Origin of the sequence: Bradyrhizobium sp. SZCCT0148, from assembly GCF_018129985.1 — a bacterium.
Lineage (GTDB): Bacteria > Pseudomonadota > Alphaproteobacteria > Rhizobiales > Xanthobacteraceae > Bradyrhizobium > Bradyrhizobium japonicum_H.
This window is the reverse complement of sequence record NZ_JAFCKT010000009.1, coordinates 1-20,713: the sequence shown is the minus strand read 5'-3', so window position 1 is coordinate 20,713 and position 20,713 is coordinate 1. Positions and strand designations below refer to the sequence as shown.

General features: G+C 65.5%; 18 protein-coding genes and 1 riboswitch. Of the genes, 17 read left to right on the top strand and 1 reads right to left on the bottom strand.

The features are described from left to right. Positions 1-21: 21 nt before the first annotated feature. From JQ580_RS23845 to JQ580_RS23810, 8 genes are all read left to right on the top strand, one after another. Entirely contained in the window at positions 22-1,410 is a 1,389-nt protein-coding gene (locus JQ580_RS23845; protein WP_212282647.1) for a pyruvate dehydrogenase complex E1 component subunit beta, read from the top strand. Between the two features lie 3 nt (positions 1,411-1,413). Next, entirely contained in the window at positions 1,414-1,716 is a 303-nt protein-coding gene (locus tag JQ580_RS23840; RefSeq protein WP_027529768.1) for a DUF5076 domain-containing protein, read from the top strand. A gap of 2 nt (positions 1,717-1,718) precedes the next feature. Further along, positions 1,719-2,171, top strand: coding sequence for a nucleoside deaminase (locus JQ580_RS23835; RefSeq protein ID WP_212282646.1), 453 nt, complete (start codon positions 1,719-1,721; stop codon positions 2,169-2,171). 62 nt (positions 2,172-2,233) lie between these two features. Next, entirely contained in the window at positions 2,234-3,604 is a 1,371-nt protein-coding gene (locus JQ580_RS23830; RefSeq protein ID WP_212282645.1) for a pyruvate dehydrogenase complex dihydrolipoamide acetyltransferase, read from the top strand. Positions 3,605-3,626: 22 nt separating this feature from the next. Continuing rightward, a complete protein-coding gene (locus JQ580_RS23825; protein ID WP_212282644.1) occupies positions 3,627-3,860 on the top strand; it encodes a hypothetical protein in 234 nt (77 codons plus the stop codon). A 17-nt stretch (positions 3,861-3,877) separates the two neighbouring features. Then, positions 3,878-5,299, top strand: coding sequence for a dihydrolipoyl dehydrogenase (lpdA, locus tag JQ580_RS23820; protein ID WP_212282643.1), 1,422 nt, complete (start codon positions 3,878-3,880; stop codon positions 5,297-5,299). A 131-nt stretch (positions 5,300-5,430) separates the two neighbouring features. After that, positions 5,431-6,672 carry a threonine synthase gene (locus JQ580_RS23815; protein ID WP_212282642.1) on the top strand — a complete coding sequence of 414 codons (1,242 nt, stop codon included), beginning with the start codon at positions 5,431-5,433 and terminating at the stop codon, positions 6,670-6,672. Between the two features lie 84 nt (positions 6,673-6,756). Next, a complete protein-coding gene (locus JQ580_RS23810) occupies positions 6,757-7,728 on the top strand; it encodes a tripartite tricarboxylate transporter substrate binding protein BugD (RefSeq protein WP_212282641.1) in 972 nt (323 codons plus the stop codon). 109 nt (positions 7,729-7,837) lie between these two features. On the opposite strand, the gene JQ580_RS23805 is transcribed toward JQ580_RS23810, so the two are convergent. Further along, positions 7,838-10,018 (bottom strand): lytic transglycosylase domain-containing protein, encoded by a 2,181-nt coding sequence (locus JQ580_RS23805; protein ID WP_212282640.1) that lies wholly within the window; start codon positions 10,016-10,018, stop codon positions 7,838-7,840. Between the two features lie 320 nt (positions 10,019-10,338). Here JQ580_RS23805 and JQ580_RS23800 point away from each other — a divergent pair, with 320 nt between their 5' ends. The 9 genes from JQ580_RS23800 to JQ580_RS23760 all read left to right on the top strand — a co-directional run bounded on the left by JQ580_RS23800 (position 10,339) and on the right by JQ580_RS23760 (position 20,452). Beyond that, a complete protein-coding gene (locus JQ580_RS23800; protein ID WP_212282639.1) occupies positions 10,339-12,075 on the top strand; it encodes an adenylate/guanylate cyclase domain-containing protein in 1,737 nt (578 codons plus the stop codon). Positions 12,076-12,179: 104 nt separating this feature from the next. Continuing rightward, the gene (locus JQ580_RS23795) at positions 12,180-12,356 is read left to right on the top strand and encodes a hypothetical protein (protein ID WP_212282638.1); all 177 of its coding nucleotides are present in this window, start codon (positions 12,180-12,182) and stop codon (positions 12,354-12,356) included. 151 nt (positions 12,357-12,507) lie between these two features. After that, a complete protein-coding gene (locus JQ580_RS23790) occupies positions 12,508-12,717 on the top strand; it encodes a hypothetical protein (protein WP_212282637.1) in 210 nt (69 codons plus the stop codon). A 190-nt stretch (positions 12,718-12,907) separates the two neighbouring features. Continuing rightward, positions 12,908-13,075: a hypothetical protein gene (locus tag JQ580_RS23785; protein WP_249134391.1), complete on the top strand. Its 168-nt coding sequence runs from the start codon at positions 12,908-12,910 to the stop codon at positions 13,073-13,075. A gap of 85 nt (positions 13,076-13,160) precedes the next feature. After that, on the top strand, positions 13,161-13,385 hold the full coding sequence (locus tag JQ580_RS23780; protein ID WP_212282635.1) for a hypothetical protein: 225 nt from the start codon (positions 13,161-13,163) through the stop codon (positions 13,383-13,385). A gap of 103 nt (positions 13,386-13,488) precedes the next feature. Beyond that, the gene (locus tag JQ580_RS23775) at positions 13,489-16,782 is read left to right on the top strand and encodes an ATP-binding protein (protein ID WP_212282634.1); all 3,294 of its coding nucleotides are present in this window, start codon (positions 13,489-13,491) and stop codon (positions 16,780-16,782) included. Beyond that, positions 16,779-17,216, top strand: coding sequence for a response regulator (locus JQ580_RS23770; RefSeq protein ID WP_212282633.1), 438 nt, complete (start codon positions 16,779-16,781; stop codon positions 17,214-17,216). The genes JQ580_RS23775 and JQ580_RS23770 overlap by 4 nt, the downstream gene beginning before the upstream one ends. 28 nt (positions 17,217-17,244) lie before the next feature. Then, positions 17,245-17,458: riboswitch (cobalamin riboswitch) on the top strand. A 113-nt stretch (positions 17,459-17,571) separates the two neighbouring features. Beyond that, a complete protein-coding gene (locus tag JQ580_RS23765) occupies positions 17,572-19,809 on the top strand; it encodes a TonB-dependent receptor (RefSeq protein WP_212282632.1) in 2,238 nt (745 codons plus the stop codon). Positions 19,810-19,870: 61 nt separating this feature from the next. Next, the gene (locus JQ580_RS23760; RefSeq protein ID WP_212282631.1) at positions 19,871-20,452 is read left to right on the top strand and encodes a hypothetical protein; all 582 of its coding nucleotides are present in this window, start codon (positions 19,871-19,873) and stop codon (positions 20,450-20,452) included. The last annotated feature ends 261 nt before the right edge of the window (positions 20,453-20,713 follow it).

Here is a 20,713-nt window from a genome sequence, read left to right as displayed (position 1 = left end):
CAAGCTTTCTTTGGAGCCGATATGCCAATTCAAGTGCTGATGCCCGCGTTGTCGCCCACGATGGAGAAGGGCAACCTCGCCAAATGGCTGAAAAAAGAGGGCGAGACGATCAAGTCCGGCGATGTCATCGCCGAGATCGAGACTGACAAGGCGACCATGGAGGTCGAAGCGACCGACGAGGGTACGCTCGGCAAGATCCTGATCCCCGAGGGCACCGCTGACGTTGCGGTGAACACGCCGATCGCGACCATTCTCGCCGACGGCGAAAGCGCCGACGATCTTGCGAAGGCGCCTGCGCCTGCGCAGCAGCAGAAAGCCGCGGAGTCCGCTCCGCCTGCCGCCGCAAAGACCGAGGCGCCCGCGCCCAAAGCCGCGCCGGCTCCGCAGGCCGTCGCCGAGCCCGATCCGGAAGTGCCCGCCGGCACCGAGATGATCACGCAGACCATCCGCGAAGCCTTGCGCGACGCCATGGCCGAAGAGATGCGGCGCGACCCCGACGTCTTCGTGATGGGGGAGGAGGTCGCCGAATATCAGGGCGCCTACAAGGTGACGCAGGGCCTGCTTCAGGAATTCGGCGCCAAGCGCGTGATCGACACCCCTATCACCGAGCACGGCTTCGCCGGCGTCGGCGTCGGTGCCGCGATGACGGGCCTCAAGCCAATCGTCGAATTCATGACCTTCAACTTCGCCATGCAGGCGATCGACCAGATCATCAACTCCGCGGCCAAGACGCTCTATATGTCCGGCGGCCAAATGGGCTGCTCGATCGTGTTCCGCGGGCCCAACGGTGCGGCCGCGCGCGTCGCCGCCCAGCACAGCCAGGATTATTCGGCCTGGTACTCGAACGTCCCGGGCCTCAAGGTCGTCGCGCCGTTCTCGGCCGCCGATTACAAGGGCCTGCTCAAGGCCGCGATCCGCGACCCCAATCCGGTCATCTTCCTCGAGAACGAGGTGCTTTACGGCCACACCGGCGAGGTACCGAAGCTCGATGATTTCATCATCCCGATCGGCAAGGCCCGGATCGCGCGCAGCGGCAGTCACGTCACCATCGTCTCGTGGTCGAACGGCATGACATACGCGCTGAAGGCCGCCGACGAACTCGCCAAGGAGGGCATCGAGGCCGAGGTGATCGATCTGCGCACGCTGCGCCCCATGGACACCGAGACCATCATCAACTCGGTGAAGAAGACCGGTCGCGCCGTCACGGTGGAGGAGGGCTGGGCCCAGAGCGGCGTCGGCGCCGAGATCGCCGCGCGCATCATGGAGCACGCCTTCGACTATCTGGATGCGCCGGTTGCGCGCGTCTCCGGCAAGGACGTGCCGATGCCCTATGCGGCGAACCTGGAGAAGCTCGCGCTGCCTTCGGCGGCTGAGGTGGTCGAGGCCGCCAAAGCCGTCTGCTACAGGTAGACCATGGCGGGCCCGAAGGAGCAGCCGTTACCACCCGACGTCCTTGCCCGCGACGACGCGGTCGAGATCCTGCGCGTGTTCGTGCTGGACGGCGGGCTGTCGATGGCGTTCCAGCGAGCCTTCGAGGAGCCTGACATGTGGGGCTTGCTGCTGGTCGATCTCGCCCGCCATGCTGCGCGTGCTTATGCGCGCGAGAGCGAATATACCGAGGAGGACGCATTGAACCGGATCCTGGAGATGTTCCAGGCCGAGATCGAGCGTCCGACCGACACCGGCACCACGACGCCGCGCGGCAAGGGGCACTGACCGTGGCGATCGACGCTCATCATTTCGATTTCATGCTGGAGGCGATCCACGAGGCGGAGGCCTCGATCGCCCAGGGCGGCCTGCCGATCGGCGCTGTCTTGACGCGCGACGACAAGATCATCGCGCGCGGCCACAACAACCGCGTGCAGGAGAACAACCCGATCCTGCACGGCGAGATGAGCTGCCTGCGCGAGGCCGGCGCGATCTCGTTTCATGATACGGTGATGTACACCACGCTGTCGCCGTGCTCGATGTGCGCGGGCGCGCTGGGGCTGTTCAAGGTCAAGCTCGTGGTGATCGGAGAGTCCGTCACCTTCGAGGGATCCAAGGACATCCTCGACAAGTTCGGCATTCCCTGGATCGATCTTGCCGACGAGCGCTCCATCACCATGATGAAGAATTGGCGTTCCATCCCTGCCAATGAGCGCCTCTGGCAGGGCGACATCGGCAACTAAACCTGGTCCGTTCGTCCTCGCTTCCGGGGATGACGTTTTGCAAAGTTTGTCTTGAGGTCAGCATGCCCATCAACATCCTGATGCCCGCTCTCTCGCCGACGATGGAGAAGGGCAACCTCGCCAAATGGCTGAAGAAGGAAGGCGACAAGGTCAAATCCGGCGATGTCATCGCCGAGATCGAGACCGATAAGGCGACCATGGAGGTCGAGGCGATCGACGAGGGCACGATCGCCAAGATCCTGGTGCCGGAGGGCACGCAGGACGTTCCGGTCAACGACGTGATCGCGGTGCTCGCCGGCGAAGGTGAAGACGTCAAGGCTGCCGGCGCCGCCAAGCCCAGCGCGTCCGCCGCGCCTCCGAAAGTTGCTGAGGCTCCTGCTGCGGCGCCGGCTCCCGCAGCTGCGCCTGCCGCGCCTAAAGATGCCCCGGCCAAGGCTGCCCCGCCCGCTGCTGCACCTGCGCCGCAGGCTGCAGCGCCGGTCACGCAGAGCAACGGACATGCCGGCCGCGTGTTCTCCTCGCCGCTGGCGCGGCGTCTGGCCAAGGAAGCCGGCATCGATGTCGGCATGGTCACCGGCACCGGCCCGCACGGCCGCGTGGTCGCGCGCGACGTCGAGCAGGCCAAGTCCGGCAAGGGTCTCAAGGCGCCCGCTGCGGCACCGTCCGGCGGCGCACCCTCGATCGCGCCCACCATGTCGGACAAGCAGATCCTGTCGCTGTTCGAGCCCGGCTCCTACGAGGTCGTCCCGCACGACGGCATGCGCCGCACTATCGCGCAGCGCCTGACCGCGTCGATCCAGAACGTTCCGCACTTCTACCTGACCATGGACTGCGACATCGGCAAGCTGCTCGCCGCGCGCGAGGAGATCAACGCCGCGGCTCCAAAGGACAAGGAGAAGAAGCCGCTCTACAAGATCTCGGTCAACGACTTCGTCATCAAGGCGATGGCAGTCGCGCTGCAGAAGATCCCGAACTGCAACGTCAGCTGGACCGAAAGCGGCATGGTCAAGCACCATCATTCCGACGTCGGCGTTGCGGTCGCAATGCCCGGCGGCCTGATCACGCCGATCATCCGCAAAGCGGAGACCAAGACGCTTTCGACCATCTCCAACGAGATGAAGGATTTCGCCGCGCGCGCTCGCTCCCGCAAGTTGAAGCCCGAGGAATACCAGGGCGGCACCACCGCCGTTTCCAACCTCGGCATGTTCGGCATCAGCCACTTCACCGCCGTGATCAACCCGCCGCATGCAACCATCCTCGCGGTCGGCACCAGCGAGGAGCGGCCTGTCGTGCGCGGCGGCAAGATCGAGATCGCGCACATGATGAGCGTGACCCTGTCCTGCGATCACCGCGCCATCGATGGCGCGCTCGGGGCCGAGCTGATCGGCGCCTTCAAGCAGCTGATCGAAAACCCCGTGATGATGATGGTCTGACGGCGCGGCAGAGGGGGCGATTTTGCATGTCCGTACCCGCTGGCCGTGGATATCGCTGCTGCTTGGCGCCGTCGTCGTGCTCAACCCGGTGGGGCTCGAATTTCTGCATTCTGCGTTCTTTGCCAGTGAGCAACTGGCACGGAATATCGCCCAGCCCATCGTGCTCATCGCGCTGGCCGTCATGGTCATGGCGGTGATGCTCGAATGGCTTATGAGGTCTTTTCTGGTCAAGCGCCGCGCTCGCGGCGCCTCTTGAGTTGAACGGGAGCCGCCATGGCCGACACATCCTTCGACGTCATCATCATCGGCTCCGGTCCCGGCGGCTATGTCGCCGCGATCCGGGCCGCCCAGCTCGGCCTCAAGACCGCGATCATCGAGAAGTCGTATCTCGGCGGCATCTGCCTGAACTGGGGCTGCATCCCGACCAAGGCGCTGCTTCGTTCGGCCGAGATCTATCACTACATGCAGCATGCCAGGGATTACGGCCTGTCGGCCGACAACATTTCCTACGACCCGAAGGCCGTGGTGCAGCGCTCGCGCGGCGTCTCCAAGCGGCTCAATGACGGCGTCGGCTTTCTGATGAAGAAGAACAAGGTGGCCGTGATCTGGGGCGCCGCCACGATCGACGCCCCCGGCAAGATCACCGTGAAGAAATCCGACGTCGAGGCGCCGAAGGGCGCGCTGGGCGAAGGGAGCTATCAGGCCAAGCACATCATCGTCGCGACCGGCGCGCGGCCGCGCGTGCTGCCGGGGCTCGAACCCGACAAGAAGCTGATCTGGACCTACTTCGAAGCGATGGTGCCGGAGAAGATGCCGAAATCGCTTTTGGTGGTCGGCTCGGGCGCGATCGGAATCGAGTTCGCCTCGTTCTTCAAGACCATGGTTTCCGACGTCACCGTCGTCGAGGTGCTGCCGCAGATCCTGCCGGTCGAGGACGCCGAGATCGCGGGCCTTGCCCGCAAGCGGCTGGAGAAGCAGGGCATCAAGATCATGTCCTCGACCAAGGTCACGAAGCTCGAGAAGAAGGCCGACAGCGTCGTCGCCACCATCGATGACGGCAAGGGCAAGCCTGTCACGACAGAGTTCGAGCGCGTGATCTCGGCGGTCGGTGTCGTCGGCAACATCGAGCATCTCGGCCTGGAAAAGCTCGGCGTGAAAACCGACCGCGGCTGCATCGTGATCGACGGTTACGGCAAGACCAACGTTCCCGGCATCTACGCGATCGGCGACGTCGCCGGTCCCCCGATGCTCGCCCACAAGGCCGAGCATGAAGGCGTGATCTGCGTCGAGGCAATCAAGGGCCTGCACCCGCATCCCATGGACAAGCTCCTGATCCCCGGTTGCACCTATTGCAACCCACAGGTTGCCTCCGTCGGCCTCACCGAAGCCAAGGCGAGGGAAGGCGGCCGCGAGATCCGCGTCGGCCGCTTCCCCTTCGTCGGCAACGGCAAGGCGATCGCGCTCGGCGAGGATCAGGGCCTGGTCAAGGTCATCTTCGACAAGAAGACCGGCCAGCTGTTAGGGGCCCACATGGTCGGCGCCGAGGTCACCGAGCTGATCCAGGGCTACGTCGTCGCCATGAACCTGGAGACGACCGAAGAAGAGCTGATGCATACGGTCTTCCCGCATCCGACCTTGTCGGAAATGATGAAGGAAGCCGTGCTGGATGCGTATGGACGGGTTTTGAATATCTGACCGCTCGTCATGCGCGGGCTTGACCCGCGCATCCATCCAGCGAAGCGCCCTTCGCGAGATGGATTGCCGGGTCAAGCCCGGCAATGACGGAGGCAAGAAACTGGCAACAAGGAACAAGAAAGAAGCGAGCCATGCACGACAACGACAATCTCACCATCGAACGCTCGACCTTCGTCACCCATCTGGAATGCGCGATGGAGGGCGACCACTATGCCGCCGACCAGGTCCACAATCTCTCCAAGGCCGGCAAGCCGCTCTTGGTGCGCTACGACCTCGCCGGCGTGAAGAAGGCGCTGACCAAGGACGCACTTGCACAGCGACCCGCCGACATGTGGCGCTATCGCGAATTGCTGCCGGTGCGCAAATGCCAGGACATCGTCTCGCTCGGCGAGGTCACGACGCCGCTGATCCGACTGCCCAAGCTCGCCAAGAAGCTCGGCGGCGGCGAGATCATCGTCAAGGACGAGGGACGGCTGCCGACCGGCTCGTTCAAGGCGCGCGGCCTGGTCATGGCTGTGTCGATGGGCAAGGCGCTCGGCATCAAGCACATGGCGATGCCGACCAACGGCAATGCCGGCGCGGCGCTTGCGGCCTACGCGACGTCCTGCGGGATCAAGACCACGATCTTCTGTCCGGCCGATACGCCTGAGGTTAACGTCAGCGAGATCGAGCTGCAGGGCGCGACCGTCTACCGCGTCAACGGCTATATCGACGATTGCGGCAAGATCGTCGGCGAGGGCAAGGCCAAGGTCGGCTGGTTCGACACCTCCACGCTGAAGGAGCCGTACCGCATCGAGGGCAAGAAGACGATGGGCCTCGAGCTCGCCGAGCAACTCGGCTGGGACGTGCCCGACGTGATCTTCTATCCGACCGGCGGCGGCACCGGCCTGATCGGCATGTGGAAGGCGTTCGACGAACTCGAGAAGATCGGATTCATCGGCTCAAAGCGCCCACGCATGGTCGCGGTGCAGGCTTCAGGCTGCGCGCCGATGGTACGGGCCTATGAAGCCGGCACCGAGCATGCGACGCGCTGGGAGGACGCCCACACGATCGCCTCGGGAATCCGCGTGCCGCAGGCGATCGGCGATTTCCTGATCCTGCGCGCGGTGCGCGAGAGCAAGGGCTTCGCCATCGCGGTCGACGACGACAAGATCTCGGCGGCGCTGAACGAGGTCGCGCGCGAGGAGGGGCTCTTGCTGTGTCCCGAGGGCGCCGCGACCTATGCCGCCTACAAGGACAGCCTCGCCGATGGTCGCGTCTCGAAGGCCGACCGCGTCATGCTGTTCAACTGCGCGACCGGCCTTAAGTACCCGCTGCCGAAGGTCGACCGCACGCTCGATCGCCATAAGCCGATCGACTACACGCAATTCTAGCGCGTCATTTCGTCTCTTCACGAACGATTTCTCTTCCCGTACGCGGGAAGAGACAAAACAACAATGTATCGCTGGGAGAAGACAATGACGAAGGCCGTCTGGGCTGCGCTGTTTGCTGTTCTCACCATGACCGGCGCTGCGCGCGCCGATGACTATCCCACCCATCCCATCACCATCATCGTGCCCTTCGCGGCCGGCGGGCCGTCGGATGCGATGGCGCGTGTGCTCGCCGAGCGGATGCGCACGGCGCTCGGCCAGCCCCTCGTGGTCGAGAACGTCACCGGTGCGGGCGGCTCGATCGGCGTCGGCCGCGCCGTGCAGTCGCCGCCGGACGGCTACACCATCTCGTTCGGCCATCTCGGCACCCACGTCGCCAACGGCGCCGTCTACAAGCTTAAATACGACCTCGTCACCGACCTCGAGCCCGTGGTGCTGCTGCCGAGCAACCCGATGATCGTCGTCAGCAAGAACACGGTGCCGGCGACGTCGCTGAAGGAGCTGATCGAATGGCTGAAGTCCCGGCCGTCGCCGCCGACGGCGGGCACCGCCGGCGCAGGCTCCGGCAGCCACATCGCCGGCGTTTATCTCGAGAGCGTCTCCGGCATCAAGCTGCAATACGTGCCGTATCGCGGCACCGCGCCCGCGTTGAACGATCTCATCGCCGGCCAGATCGACATCATTGTCGACCAGACCTCCAACTCGATCGCCCAGGTCCGCGCCGGCACCATCCGCGCCTACGCCATCACCGATGACAAGCGCTTGGCCTCCGCGCCCGACATCCCGACCGCCGAGGAGGCGGGCCTGAAGGGCTTCAACATGACGCTGTGGTCCGGCCTGTGGGTGCCGAAAGGCACGCCGAAGGAGATCGTGACCAAGCTCAATGCCGCCGCCGTGGAAGCGCTAAACGATCCCGCCGTGAGGAAGCAGCTCGAAGGCCAGGGCCTGGAGATGACGCCGAAGGACCAGCTCACCCCCGAAGCGCTCGGCGCCCGCCAGAAGGCCGAGATCGCCAAATGGTGGCCGATCATCAAGGCTGCGAACATCAAGGTGGATTGAGGCAGGATCTCGTAGGGTGGGCAAAGCGCAGCGTGCCCACCAAGCTGGCTGATCTGAGAACGGTGGGCACGGCGCAAGTGTGCCTCTGCCCACCCTGCGAGTCCGGCGGCTAATCCGCCGGCGTGGCCTTGGCGCTGGCGTCCTTCGTCACCACGCGCTCGTCGCTCTTGCCGGCGACCACGCTGCTGTCCTCGAACCGGGCGCGGTACACCAGCACATTCTCGATCACGCGCTGCACGTAGTTGCGCGTCTCCGACAGCGGAATACGCTCGACCCAGTCGACCGGATCGACATTGGGATCCCGGGGATCGCCGCGGGCCTGCACCCATTCGCGCACGCGGCCGCGGCCGGCATTGTAGCCGGCGAAGGTCATGATCTGGTTGCCGCGATATTCCGACAGCAGCGCGCTGAGCTCGGCGGCGCCCATCTGCGTGTTGTAGACGGGATCCGAGACCATCTTGCCCCAGTCGTAGGTCAGGCCGAAACGCTTGGCGGTATCGCGGCCGGCTTCGGGCGTCACCTGCATCAGCCCGACCGCGTTGGCCGCCGACTTGTCGCGCTGGTCGAACGAGCTTTCGGTGCGCGCCACCGAATAGATCACGCTGGTCTCGATCGCGGGCGCGACCTGCTTGTGCTCGGGGATACCGATGGTCGGGAAGGCGTAATGGTCGAGCGCGAGCCCGCGCGCCAGCGCCGACTTGCCGACCTCCAGCATGACGCGCGCATCGTTGCGCCGCGCGGCGAGCTCGCCGAGTGCTTCGAGCGCGGCGACGTCGGTGCTCTCCTTGGCGAAGTCCTCGGCGTAGTAAAACACCGTGTCGCGCTCGCCGATGCCGTAGAGCATGTCGGCAGCGCGCACGCGCTCGTCCGCGGGCGGAGTGTCGAGCGCGGCCAGCACGGGCGAGGGCGGCTGCAGCTCGATGCGGTCGAGGCCGAGCTTGGCGCGCGCGAGCTGGCCATAATAGGCGGTCGGATAGCGCGCCGCTGCACGGTAACTCAGGCGCGCATCGGCGCTCGCACCCATCGCCTCGGCGGCGCGGCCGCGCCAGTAATTGGCGCGGGACAGCGCGATCGGATTGGCCGAGCCTTCGTCGATGGCGGCGAAGTGCACCATCGCCGCCTGGGGATCGCCAAGGAAGCGCAGCGCGATCCAGCCGCACATGAAATGATAGTCGACACGGTAGACTTCCTTCTCGGGCACCGCCGCCGTGCGCACCACGTCATACGCCGTCTTGAACTTGCCCTGGTCGAGCAGCTTGCGCGCGAGCATGCGACGCTCGCGCCACCAGGCGTCGGTGTCCTGGGCGGCCATGGTGTCGGGTGCGGCGGCCAGGATCAATTCGGCGGCGTCGTCGATGCGGTCCTTCTGCAGGTGCCATTGGGCGCGGCACAGGACATAGCCGAGATCACGGCGCGCTTCGGCCGGGACGTCCTCGAGATCATCCCCGGCCTTGCTGGCCTTGCCGGTGACGGCGGCGCAGGCTTTCACGATCGTCAGCGCATCCTCGCCGAGCCGTTTTGCGGCGCGCCGCGCGCCGGCGTAGTCCTTGGCGCCGAGCCGCTTGTCCATGCGGGCGCGATGATCCTCGGCGGTGAGGAGATCGCGGAACGCCTCGTAAGCGTCTTCCTCGCTCCGCTCGGACAATTCCTCGGTGCGCCAGGCCTCGCGCACGAGGCGCGTGGCCCTGTCGGTATCGCCTTCCGTGAGCAGCACGCGGGCAAGGGCGAACCTGCCTTTGGCGCTGGTCGGGCGGTCCATGGTGAATTTGTGCACGGTGGCCGCGTCGGCCTTCTCCTGCCACAGCCGCGCCTCGGCGCGGCGGCGGAGCAGGGCGCTGCTCGGCCAACCCGGATTGGCGGCGAGGAAGGCGGCATAACGCTTGAAATTCGCCGTGCTCTCGGAATGGCGCAGCATGAACCAGTCGGCGAGCTTCTGGCCGGCGGGATCGACGATGCGGTCGCGCGCCGCGCTCGCGTCATCCGTCTTGCCCTTGCGCGCGAGGTCGATCGCATCCTTCAGCGCGGCGAGGTCGCCGGTCAGGGGCGGCGCTGCCGGCTTGTCCGAGGGCTCGTCGGCCGTCTTCGTCTTGCGCTTGGCCTCGGCATGTTTGCCATGGCGCGATTTCGTCGCGGCATGGCGCTGCTTCACCGCCTTGCCGCTCGCCTTGGCCTCATGCGACTTTTTGGGCGCGGACGATTTGTGGCTGCTCTTTGCCGCCAGTTCGGTGGGGAGGAGTGCAACGGCTGCGACAGCAACGAGACACGCGAGCGAGCGTAGGCACTGGTTCATTCCATGGTCCCCCTGCGAAACCATTACAAACCAAGGTCCGCGACGACAGGCGGCTTGAGAATCAAAGGCACCGAGAACGATGCCACGTCATCGTTTCGCATTTCTCACGCTGTCGCAACAATGCGGCAAAATACGGATTGGAACTGGGGAACTTTCGAAAGCGCGGAGTTTGGCGCCTTTAGCCTTCGTTAACGCATTCGGGGCGTACGCGACGTGCAACGGCGCACGACGTCACCGGGCAATCAGATGCGCATGTTCCCTTGGCCAAAACCGGTGTATTGAGTTCCCAGCTCCATCCTCCTGGCGATTGCCCCGCACCTATGCCGATTTTCAACCAGTCGATCCGGCGCAAGATCGTCGGCATCGCCCTCGGATTGATCGTCCTGATGCTGGTCACCTCGATCCTGTCGATGGTGATGTCGAGCCAGGTCGGCGTCCTGCTGGATGAGCTGACCAACCGCTACATCCCCGCCTATAGCCATCTGGCCCGCGCCAACGTCCGCTCGCTGGAGCGGGCTCTGGCGCTGCGGCGAATGGTCATGACCAGGATGGGCTCGTCGTCCGACGAGGAAGCCTACGCGGCGCGGCTCCGCGACTTCGAGGCATTGGACCGCAAGTTCGAGGAGGAGGCCGAAAGCGCGCGCAAGCTTATCAATGCGATCATCGACGATCCCAGGACGCAATCCGACAATGCCGCGCTGGCGCGGATCGACGTTCGCATCGAGACCGCCGTGACCGAGTTGCGGCGCGATCTGGACAAGGGCAATGCGAGGCTGCTCAAGCAGGTCGAGGCCAGGGACATGGTCGAGGCCCGCGGCACGCTGGAGCAACTCGACGGTTTGCGCGATGCGTTCAATCGCAAGGTCGATGCGATCCGCGCCGACATGCTGGCCCAGGTCTTCTACTCGACGTCGCAGGTGATCAGCCGCCAGCGTCAGGCCATCGTCGTTTCGGGCGTTGTGACCGTGCTCGCGGCGATCGTCGGCTTTGCCTTCGCGCTGCTGGTGTCCAGCGGCATCACGCGGCCGGTGCGGCTGCTGCTCGCCGGAGCCCGCGAGGTCGAGGCGGGCCGCTTCGACAAGTCGATCACCGTCTCCACGCAGGACGAGATCGGCGAGCTCGCTGCGGCCTTCAACCGCATGACCGAGCAGCTCAGGCACAACGAGCGGGTCCGCGAGACCTTCGGCCGCTACATCGATCCCAAGGTGGTGCAAGGGCTGATCGACCGGCCCGAGGTCGCCATCGACGGCGAGCGCCGGATCATGACCATCCTGTTCTGCGACATGAGCGGCTTCACCGCGATGAGCGAGGGCGTGACACCGCGCGGCCTCGTCAAGGTGATGAACCACTATTTCACGGTCATGTCCGGCCCGATCAGGAGCAATCGCGGCATCATCGACAAGTATATCGGCGACGCCATCATGTCCTATTGGGGCCCGCCCTTCGTGGAGGAGGACGAGCAGGCTCTTTTGGCCGGCGTCGCAGCAATCGAGATGGCCGATCAGGTACCTGCGCTGCAGCGGCAGCTGCCCGACCTGCTCGGCATCCGCGCCATGCCGGCGCCGTGCGATCTGCGGATCGGCATCGCCACCGGCGAGGTCCTGACCGGCAGCATCGGCTCCGAGCTGATGATGAGCTTCACCGTGATGGGCGACGCCGTGAACCTGGCGTCGCGGCTGGAGGCCGTCAACAAGGTCTACGGCACCCGGATCCTGATCTCGCAAGCCACGGCCGAGGCGATCGGATCGCGGCTCGAGCTGCGCGAGATCGATCGTCTGGCGGTCGCCGGCCAGGGCGCTCCGCAGGCGATCTACGAGGTGATGGCGCGGGCGGGCGCGCTCACCGGCGCACAGGACAGCCTGCGCGCGCACTATGCCGAAGGGCTCGCCGCCTATCGTGCCTGCCGGTTCGGCGAGGCGCGCGCCGCCTTCAATGCCGCGCTAGAAGTCGTGGCCGGCGACGGCCCGTCGCGCATCATGCTCGGCCGCATTGCGCAGTTCGAGGCTAGCCCGCCCGACGAAGGATGGGACGGCGCCTGGCGGCTGGACAGCAAATAGCCTGCCACGCGGGAAAATTGATTCTACTCGATAACGATGTTCGCCGTGACCTATTTCGCGGGCTTAGGTTGAATGTCCTTAAGGCGTTTGATGGGGACACGCCGATGACGGAACTTCAGGACAGGCTGGAACGGTTCGAGACGCTCACCGCCGAATGCGAGCTGATCGCCAAGCTCGCCACCGACAGCACCAAGCGCGAGTTCTATCTGAAGCTTTCGGAGCAGTACCGGCAGCTGGCGGCGGACATGCGGCAGGCGATCGCGACCCAGGCTGCGGCCTGACGCCGGCGGCAATCCGTTCTTAAGGTTTCGCGCGCATCCTAGCGGGATGTGAGCGTCGAGAATCCGCGATGGCTCGCAGTGGGAATGCCGGGTTTCGTTGCAATGCAGCGCAACCCGTGAACGTCGTCGCCATGCCTGACAGGGCAATCCCATGCGCCTCGTTGCCATGATCATCATCGCGCTCGTGACGGCTGCCTGCGACCGGGAGCAGGACATCACCGGTTCGACGCCGGTCTGTCAGCTGCGAAACACCAGCTACAATCCCCGTGACATGAACCAGTGCGTCAATGCCTGCAAATCCTGTGATCGCGGCACCACGGTCACCTGCACCACGTCCTGCTCCCTGAAGGGCGCGCGGTGAGCTCGCGTTCTCGTGGCTCATCCGGCGGCGGTGCTCGGGCACCGGAACGATTCACATGCGTTAATCATTGAAGGGAAGGCAGGACGCGGAGGCCGACGAAATGGGTATGCTCGATCCCGGTCGATTTCTGGTGTCGTGCTCGCATTGCAATGCATGGCCGATGGCGGCCAATGTTAAGCGGTCGAGCTGGATGGCCACCCCCCACGAAATCCGCTTCGTCTGCACCCGCTGCCGCCGCGAGGAGACCGCGATCGTCTCGGCCTCAGGCGAATTGACCCCGATCAAGCGCGTCGATGTCGCGCCCCGCGACGTCGCCGTCGCCTGGGCCCAGGCCCAGCGGTCTCGAGGGCGGGCCTGACCAGCGACTTTGTTTCGACTTTTCCGGATGGAACCAACCGCCCCCTCGAACGTTTGTGCCCGGACATCAACGTGGGGCTGGACGAATGATCGGCGAGCATTTCGACACCCGAACGCGGATCAACATGAAATTGGCGCTGGATCGGATCTGCCGCGATCGTCCGGCAGGGAAGGATCACGGTTTCCGCCGGTCGGTGGCAGAGAGCATTATCCGCTGCGCGCTCACGGGACGCACCGGGATCGGCCAGCTGGTCGATGCCGGCGAACGGGCGGTGATCAAGACCGGGTCGCAGGGGCATTCGGCCCAGTGACAATTGCGTACGCGCGTCACGTCCGTCGGAGCCCCCAGTGAAGAGTGCTGTCGAGCCAGCCACGGCGAGGGCTCCCGCAGATTTCCTCTCAGGCGGTGGCGAAATGGGTGCACGCATGCGCGCCCACGACTGGACCAGCACCCCGCTCGGAGAGCCGCAAAACTGGCCGCGCAGCCTCAAGACGGCCGTCCGCATCATGTTGACCTCGCGCCAGCCGATCTGGATCGGCTGGGGACGGGAGCTGATCTATCTCTACAACGACGCCTACAAGTCGATCATCGGCGGCAAGCACCCCTGGGCGCTGGGCCGGCCGACCGCGGAAGTCTGGCACGAGATCTGGACCGACATCGGCCCGATGCTCGCGACCGCGATGGGAGGCGACGAGGGCACCTACGTCGAAGAGCAGCTCCTGATCATGGAGCGGAGCGGCTATCCGGAGGAGACCTATTACACCTTCTCCTACAGTCCGGTCCCCGATGACGACGGTTTGGTCGGTGGCATCATCTGCGCCAACACCGACGACACGCGCCGTGTCATCGGCGACCGGCAGCTTGCGCTGCTGCGCGAGCTTGCCGCGACGACCGCCGAAACGCGTAGCCTTCAGGAGGCTTGCCGCCGATCGGGCCTTGCGCTCGCGACGGACACGCGCGACGTGCCGTTCGCACTGATCTATCTGGTCGAGCCCGACGGACGCGAGATCGCGTTGGTGGGCAAATGCGGTATCGATGCCGACCATCCCGCGGCGCTTTCGCAGCTTCCGATGGAGGGGCCGGCGCTCTGGCCGCTGGCCGAGGTCATTCGCGAACAGAAGCCGCAGGTGGTCTCGCATCTCGCCGCCCGCTTCGGGGCCGAATGTCCGCGCGGCGCCTGGGACGTGCCGCCACGGCAGGCGGCGGTGATCCCGATTCCGGCTCGCGGCGAAACGGCCCGCAAGGGCGTGCTGGTCGCCGGTCTCAATCCGTTCCGGCTGTTCGACGACGACTACCGCAATTTTCTCGAACTCGCGGCCGGCGAGATCGGCGCCAGCATGGCCAATGCGCAGGCCTATGAAGAGGAGCGTCGACGTGCCGAGGCGCTGGCCGAGATCGACCGCGCCAAGACGACGTTCTTCTCCAATATCAGCCACGAGTTCCGCACCCCGCTGACGCTGATGCTGGGCCCGATTGAAGATGCGCTCAACGATACCTCGCTGACGTCGCTGCCTGAGGTACAGCGCGAGCGGCTCGACATCGCCCATCGCAATTCGCTCCGCCTGCTGCGGCTGGTGAACAGCCTGCTCGACTTCTCCCGCATCGAGGCGGGGCGGGTGCGGGCGAGCTTCGTGCCGACCGATCTTGCCGCGTTCACTGCCGAACTTGCCTCCAATTTCCGCTCGGCGACCGATCGGGCCGGCTTGCGGCTGATCATCGCCTGTCCAGCGCTGCCGCACGACGTCCATGTCGATCGCGAGATGTGGGAGAAGATTGTCCTGAACCTGTTGTCCAACGCGTTCAAGTTCACCTTCGAGGGTGAGATCGCGGTCGAGATGGGCACCAGCGCCGACGGCAAGTCCGCCGAATTGCGTGTGCGTGACACCGGCACGGGTATTCCCCCGGACGAACTGCCGCATCTGTTCGAGCGCTTTCATCGCATCGAGGGAGCGAAGGGACGCACGTTCGAGGGCAGCGGCATCGGGCTTGCGCTGGTGCACGAGCTGATCAAGCAGCACGGCGGCGCCATCACAGTGGCGAGCGAGTTCGGCCGCGGCAGCGTGTTCACCATCACGATTCCGTTTGGAACGGCTCATCTGCCGGGGGAGCGTATCGCCGACCGTACTTCGACGGCGCTGCCGGTCGGAAGCGGCGTTGAAGCCTATGTTCAGGAGGCGCTACGCTGGCTGCCGCAAGAGACGGGCGCTGCGGATTTTCGCGATGAGCTTGCCCTCGATGGGGCGAGCGAGACACCTGACGCCTCGACACGCGGCGGCGGCGAGCGCATCATCCTGGCAGATGACAACGCCGACCTGCGCGACTACGTCAAACGTCTGCTCGAAGCCCAGGGCTACAGGGTGGAGGCCTTCGCCGACGGGCAGGCCGCGCTGGACGCAGCCAGGCTGCATCGCCCCGACCTGATCCTGTCCGACGTCATGATGCCACGCCTCGACGGCATCGGACTGCTTGGCGCATTGCGCAGCGACGAGAACCTGCGGGGATCGCCCGTCATCCTGTTGTCGGCGCGCGCCGGCGAAGAGGCCCGCGTCGAGGGGCTGGAGGCCGGTGCCGACGACTACGTCAACAAGCCGTTCTCGGCGCGCGAATTGTTGGCGCGGGTACGCGCCAATCTGCAGCTGGCGCGCATTCGCAGGGATGCCGAGGAGATCCAGCGCCGCCAGGCCGCGCGGCTGGAGGCGGTCGTCAGCACCGTGCCGACCGCGGTCTGGTTCACCTATGACCGCGAGGCGAAGCGTGTTTTCGGCAATGCCTATGGAGCGCGGCTGTTGCGGGTCCGGCCCGAGACCAACATGTCGCTGGCGGCGCCCGAGGGCGAACGTCCGGCCTGCCGCTTCTTTCGCGATCGCGTCCTGCTCGAGACGTCCGAACTGCCGCTGCACCGCGCGGCCCGCGGCGAGGACGTCGCAGGCGAGGAGCTCGAGCTCCGCTTCGAAGACGGGTCCTCCGCCACCGCGATTTTCCAGGCGTCTCCGATCGTCGACGCCGCCGGTGTGTTCCAGGGGGCGGTCTGTGCGGCCATCGACATCACCGAGCGCAAGCGGCAGGAGCGCCACCGCGAACTGCTGGTCAATGAGCTCAATCATCGCGTCAAGAATACGTTGACGACAGTGCAGTCGTTCGCGCTCCAGACCTTGCGTAACGCATCCAGCCTGGCGGATGGGCGCAAGGCGTTCGATGCGCGATTGATCGCGCTGTCGAAGGCACATGATGTGCTCGTCAGGGAAAACTGGGAGGCGGCGGAGCTGAGAGAGGTCGTGACCGAGGCTCTCGCCGCGTATGCCGAGCCGGAGAGCGCGAGGCTCAATTTCGGAGGGCCCGATCTGCGCATGCGGCCATCGGCTGCCCTGGCCATCTCGATGGCGTTGCACGAGCTCGCGACCAACGCCGTCAAGCATGGTGCCCTGTCGAACGGCTCGGGAACGGTCAACCTTACCTGGAAGGTCGACGATCGTTTCGAGTTGTGCTGGACCGAGCTGGGTGGTCCCGCCGTGGCCCCACCGTCGCGCCGCGGCTTCGGCACCCGCCTGATTCAGCAGGGGCTGCCCCACGAATTCGGCGGCGCCGATGTCGATCTGCGCTTCGCGCCCGAAGGCGTCGTTTGCGTCATTCGCGCATCGCTTCAAGAAATCCGCGCCAGCCTGGGCGGATTTGATATCGCAACAAATGCTGCCGGGAGGCCCTCATGAAATCTGCAACCGATCTGGCTGGCCAGCGGGTCTTCCTCGTCGAAGACGAGTCGCTGGTGATGATGCTGCTCGAGGATTCCCTCGTCGATGCCGGCTGCGAGATCGCGGGCATGGCGTCGCGCGTCGACGACGCGCTCGAGAAGGCGGCTGCGCTCTCGTATGATATTGCCGTCCTCGACGTCAATCTCAACGGGCGGCAGACGTTCGAGGTCGCGCGCTGCATCGCCGAACGCGGCATCCCTTACGTGTTCGCCACCGGCTACGGTCCTGCGAGCCTGCTTGCGGACTTCCGCCACGTTCCGATCCTGCAGAAGCCGTTTCAACAACAGGACCTGGAGACCGCGCTCCGGCAGGCTCTGGCGGTGCCGGAAGAGCGGAACGAGGCCGCTCCTCTTGACGAGCTTCCGGCCACGCCGACCTGTTCCTTGGCGTAGCCCTCGATTGACTCGCCGAGGCGTTGGCCCCTAAATGATCGGCGACGGTTCTCCTCATGGAGATCAAAAGGGAATGTGGTGCGGGACGTCCCAACGCCGGGATTTGTCTCAACGCCACGGCTGCCCCCGCAACTGTAAGCGGTGAATCTTTCGTCTCATGCCACTGGGAAACTCGGTCCTGGGAAGGCGACGCAAGGTAACGACCCGCGAGCCAGGAGACCTGCCGTCAGCCGTGGTCACACGCGAGGATGTCGGTCGGGGAGTACAGACATCGGCTTCACCGGAGCAATCATCGCTCCGCCGTGAGACCTCGTTCGCTGTGACGTGCCACTGACGTCATACCGAGGTTGCAATCGTGTCCCGCATTGTCTCTGCCGCCAGGCGCCTCGGCGCTGGCCTGCTCGCATCGGCTTCCTTCCATTCGCTCGATCCGTCGTCCGCCTTCGCTCAGCGGGTCGTGGCCGAGCAGCTGCCGACGATCGAAGTGACCCAGCGCTCCGATCAGAACCGCACGCGCGCGAGGGCAACGGGTGAGGGCGAGGTGACCAGGCGCCGGGCGCCGGCGGATGTTGCGCCGACGGGAAATGGCGCCGGCTCATCCGGCTCCGGCGGTGAGGCTGCCGCCGACAACGGCGGCATCGTCGGGGCTGCCACGACCGTCATCACGGCCGCGGATATCGCGCATTCGCCGTCGCAGACGCTTGCGGAGATCATCGCGACGCAGACGCCGGGCGTCCAGATCACGACGTTCTACGGCGGCCCGATCGCTGCCAAGACCGGCGTGGACCTGCGCGGCTTCGGCGCCTTTGCCACCGCCAACACGCTGGTGCTGGTGAACGGCCGGCGGCTTAACGACGTCGACATGGCGCAGGTGGACCTTTCCACCATTCCGCTCAATTCCATCGAGCGCATCGAGGTCACGCGCGGCAATTCCGGCGCGGTGCTCTACGGCGACAATGCGGTCGGCGGCGTGATCAACATCATCACCAAGAATGGCGTCGGCGGACCGCCCGTGAGCGCGCGCATCGAGGCCGGCTTCGGCTCGTTCAACACCCGGCTCGGCAATGTCTCGACCTCGCTCAATTCCGGTCCGTGGTCGACCTCGTTTTATGCCAACACGGTCAGGACCGACGGCTATCGCGACAACAATCGCTATTCGCAGCAGAACGGCGTCGGCAACCTCAACTACACGACGCCAGGCCTGACTGCTTTTCTCACCGTCACCGGCGACAATCAGGAGCTGCGACTGCCGGGCGGCCGCACCGTCGATCCCTCGATCGGCCTCGACGAGCTCACGGCCAACCGGCGAGGGACCAGCACGCCATTCAACTATGCCAACCAGCAGGGTTTCAGCGCGACTGCGGGCTTCACCAGGACCCTGGTCAACGGCGTCGATCTCATCGTCGATGGCGGCGTTCGCGACAAGAAGCAGCAGAGCGCGTTCTTCTCCAGCCCGACGCCCGTTCCGGCCTTCTTCACGTCGACCTATGTCGGATCCCATCTGACGAATTGGTCGATCACGCCGCGGCTCAGCGTGAAGAGCCTGCTGCTCGGCATGCCGTCGCAGCTCCTGACCGGCATCGACTATTACGATGCGAGCTTTGAGCAGAACCGCGGCGCCGGGCAGGGGCTCGCGGCCTGGCACAATTACGACCTCAGGCAGCAGACGATCGCGGGTTATTTCCAGCACACAGTGGGGGTGGCGCCCGCCACCGACGTCTCCTACGGCGCGCGGGTGCAGACCATCAGTCTTGCGGCACGCGACAATTTCGACCCCGCGGCGCCGTTCAACGCCGACATCGGCGCGCTGCCGCTGACGAGCAGCGAGACCCAGTATGCGCTGCATCTTGGGGCCGAGCATCGCCTCAATGGCGTGGTCTCGCTGTTCGGCCGCGCCGCGCGCGCGTTCCGCACGCCCGACGTCGACGAGCGCCTGTCCTCGGGGCCATCCTTCGATCCCTTCACCTTCGCCGCGATCCCGCAAACGTTCCAGCTCAAGACCCAGACCTCCCAGGACATCGAGGGCGGGTTGCGCATCAAGAGCGGCGGGTTGCAGCTGCAAAGCAGCGTGTATCTGATGGATCTCACCAACGAGGTCCATTTCAGCCCGGTCCTGTTCTACAACACCAATCTCGATCCGACCCGACGCTACGGCTCGGAGACGAGCCTGTCCTACCGCGTTAACGACGCTCTGCTGCTGCGCTCCGGCATGGCCTATACCCGTGCCGTCTTCCGCGACGGCATCTGGGTCGGCAACGACGTGCCGCTGGTGTCGCGCTACACGGCGAGTGCGGGTGTGACCTGGAACATTTGGCGGGACTATCTGGTGCTCGATGCCACCGCGCGGTTCTGGAGCGAGCGGCGCATGGACAATGACCAGGCGGGGAGCCAGAAGCTGATCCCCGCCAACGGCACCATCGATCTCAAGCTCGGCGGCCGATATGAACGCTACTTCTGGTCCTTGAGTGTCAACAATGTGCTGAATGCACTCTATTACGACTACGCCATCGCGAGCACCTTCACCGACGGCCGCTTCAGCGCCTATCCGCTGCCCGGCCGCACCTATATGCTCAAGGCCGGTGCAACGTTCTGATTTTCGCCAGGGCTGTCTGTCGCCCAACTGGACTCGACCTCAAAGAGAAGGAGATTCAACCATGGCTCTCGGGATCCTGCCGTCTCACGGCGACCGCGTCCGGCTTCACCCGGTCGCGCCGCGCGTTGCGCCGATCTTCTGCTTTGCGCTGCTGACGGCCTCATGCGCGCTCGCCAGTTTTGCGTTCGCCTGTGCAACGCCGTTTGCGGCTTTCGCGGTCGTCGCCGCAGCGATGCTGCCGCAAAGGCCGGCGCTGCTCGTCGTCACCGGCGCCTGGCTCGTGAATCAGGTCATCGGTTTCGGCGCACTGCATTATCCCGTTGACGCCAGCACCATCGCCTGGGGTTTTGTGATCGGCGCGGCGGCACTTCTGGCGACCGCGGCAGCGTCGACGATGCTCAACCTGCTGCCGCAGGGCCGCACGCCGCTGATGCTGGCGATCACGCTCGTCGCCGCCTATGGGATCTACGAGTTCGCGCTGCTGGCCGCGACACCGTTCCTCGGCGGCGAGGGCACCTTCACCGCCGCCATCGTGACGCGCATTGCTCTGACCTGCGCCGTCTGGCTCGCCGGCCTCGTCGCCGTCTGCGAGATCGTCCGTCTGGTCGACCACGCCGGACGCAAGGGGGCGATGTCGGCGTGAGCGCACGATCGTGACCGGGGCGATCGCCCGGCATCGCGTATCGTCCAGCATTGCGCTGCGCGCACCTGTGTCGGCCTCTGTCAATCCATGGGCGCGAAAAGATTCCGCTTTACCGAAATTCGGTTTCGGCGCATGTGTCGCCCATCCCGGCTCACCCAGGAGGGGCGACGTGAAGTCGTCACGATCGCGAGCCGGGCTTGCGGTGGACGCGGCAGCGTCGGCACGAGAGGCGCGGGCAGGGCGGGTAGTCCCTGTGAGCCC